General features: G+C 75.7%; 2 protein-coding genes. Both read right to left on the reverse strand.

Annotation, left to right across the window (positions count from 1 at the left end; genetic code table 11):
• Window positions 1–389: ATP-binding protein (locus AC51EU_RS29370; RefSeq protein WP_496270133.1), on the reverse strand; the 389-nt coding region annotated here is incomplete at its 3' end.
• A 166-nt stretch (window positions 390–555) separates the two neighbouring features.
• On the reverse strand, window positions 556–2,631 hold a 2,076-nt coding region (locus AC51EU_RS29375; protein WP_496270134.1), incomplete at its 5' end, for a xanthine dehydrogenase family protein molybdopterin-binding subunit.

The raw sequence follows: 2,631 nt of genomic DNA on the forward strand, positions 1-2,631 counted from the left end.
GCCTCCCGGAGGGCGGGCACCCGGCGGGTGAACCACACGACCTTGCCGTCCTCCGTGCCGCAGGTGCCCCAGCTGTCGCTGAGCGCGGCGATCGCGGCGAGCCCTCCGCCGCCCGTGCCGCGCAGTCTCGGCATCCGGGGGCCGTGATCGGAGACGGAGGCGGTCAGCCGGCGGCCGGTCCAGCGGATCTCGACCACGCAGGCGGCGCCCGGGCCGACGTGCCGGTGGACGTTGGCCAGCAGTTCCGCCACCCCGCGGCACACCGGCGGGATCTGCGGCGCCAGGCCCCAGTACCGCAGGTGCGCGGCCACGATGCGCCGGATCTGCGGGACGCGTTCGGCCGTGGCGCGCAGGGCCACCGTGTAGCGGCGGTCGGCGGTCGGTGTCATGTCGTGGCTCCTCACCGCGGGGCTCACCTGCTTCACCTCACTGACCGAGAGCGCACAAAGTGAGGGAATGGTGACATTCCGTTCACCGTCATAGTGGCCGTGCGCGGCATGGCGCGCAACCGATCGGCGGCCCGCTCAGGTGACGTCCGCCCGGCGCGCCGGGCCGTCAGGGCAGGTGGGGCAGGACCCGGTCAGGGGTGAGCGGCAGGGCGCGCAGCCGCACCCCGGTGGCGTGCCGGAAGGCGTTGGCGACGGCCGCCGCGGTGCCGACGATGCCGATCTCGCCGATGCCCTTGCTGCCCATGGGGTTGAGGTGGGGGTCCTCCTCGTCGAGCCAGTGCGCCTCGATCGTGCCGGTGTCCGCGCAGACCGGGAGGTGGTACGAGGCGAGGTCGCACTCGGCGAAGTCCCCGAACGCGGGGTCGAGGGTGCTGTGCTCGGTCAGCGCCATCCCCAAGCCCATGATCATCCCGCCGGTCAGCTGGGAGCGGGCGGTGCGCGCGTTGAGGATGCGCCCGGCCGCGAACATGCCGAGCAGCCGCCGTACCCGCACCTCACCGGTGACCGTGTCGACCTGCACCTCGGCGAACTGCGCGCCGAACGCGTGCCGGGCGTAGGAGGACCCGGCCGCCACCTCCCGGCGGGTGTCGGCGCCCGCGGTGATGCCGCCGGCCGGCAGCGGCCCCTCGTGGACGCGCAGCTTCTCCTGGAGGGTGGTGCAGGCGAGATGGACGGCCCAGCCCCAGGAGCCGGTTCCGGCGGAGCCGCCGGCCAGCGGCGCGGGCGGCAGATCACTGCTGCCGATCTCCGTGCGGACGCGGTCCGGGGGCACGCCGAGGGCGGCGGCCGCGATCTGCGCGAGGACGGTACGGGCGCCGGTGCCCAGGTCGGTGGCGTCGGTGCGGATACGGAAGGTGCCGTCGGCGGCGGCATGGGCCTCGGCACTGGAGCCGGCGAGGTAGGTGGGGTAGGTGGAGGCGGCGACGCCGGTGCCGATCAGGAGGTCGCCCTCGCGGCGGACGCCGGGGCGCGGGTCGCGGGGCCGCCAGCCGAAGCGCTCGGCGCCCTCTTCGAGGCAGCGGACCAGGTTGCGGGTGCTGAACGGGCGGCCGGTGTCCGGCTCGGTGGCGGGTTCGTTGCGCAGTCGCAGTTCGATCGGGTCGAGGTCGAGGACGGCGGCGAGTTCGTCGACGGCCGACTCCAGCGCGTACATGCCGGGGCATTCGCCGGGGGCGCGCATCCAGGACGGGGTGGGCACGTCCAGCGCCACGACCTGGTGCGCGCTGTGCAGATGGGGCGCGGCGTACATGACGCGCGAGGGGACGGCTGCCTGCTCGACGAACTCCATGACGGTCGAGGTGTGGGTGACCACGTCGTGGGTGAGGGCGGTGAGGTGACCGTCGAGGCCGGCACCGAGCCGCAGGCGCTGGAGGGTCGGCGCCCGGTGGCCGACGACCGCGGGCATCTGGCGGCGCGGCAGCGCGATCTTGACGGGGCGTGCCACGTGCCGGGCGGCCATCGCGGCCAGCACCGCCTGCGGGCGCGGCGTCCCCTTGCAGCCGAACGCGCCGCCGATGTGCTCGCAGACGACCGTGATGTCGTCCGGGGACAGCGCGAACAGCGCGGCGAGGCTGTCGCGGGCCGAGGTGGCGCCCTGGTTGGTGTCGTGGAGGGTGAGATGGCCGTCCGTCCACCGCGCGGTGGTGGCGTGCGGCTCCATGGGGTGGTTGTGCAGCGGGCCCACGGCGTACGTCGCGTCGACGGTGACCAGCGCCGCCGCCAGGGCCGCCTCGGGGTCGCCCTGCTCGCGGACGCCGGGGTACTCGCCCGCCACCTTGTCCGGCGGGTAGCGGCGCGGGTGGTCGGCGGTGAGGTGGGCGTCGTGGCCGAGGGGCGCGTAGCCGACGCGTACCGCGGCGGCCGCGGCGCGGGCGTTCTCCAGGGTGTCGGCGACGGCGAGGGCGACGTACCAGCCGCGGTGCGGGACGACGGTGTCCTGGAGCACCGCGAGGGTGCGGTCCTCGGACGGCGCGAGGCGGGGGGCGTTCTCGTGCGTGAGCACGGCGAGGACGCCGGGGAGGGCGAGGGCGTCGGCGGTGTGCACGGCGGTGATCCGGCCGTGGGCGATGGTGGCGGGCACCGGCCAGGCGTAGGCGCAGCCGGGCGGGGTGTGGTCGGCGGCGTAGCGGGCCTCGCCGGTGACCTTGGCGCGGCCCTCCCGGCGCGCGAGGGGCGCGCCGAG

The organism is Candidatus Streptomyces philanthi, from assembly GCF_059553635.1.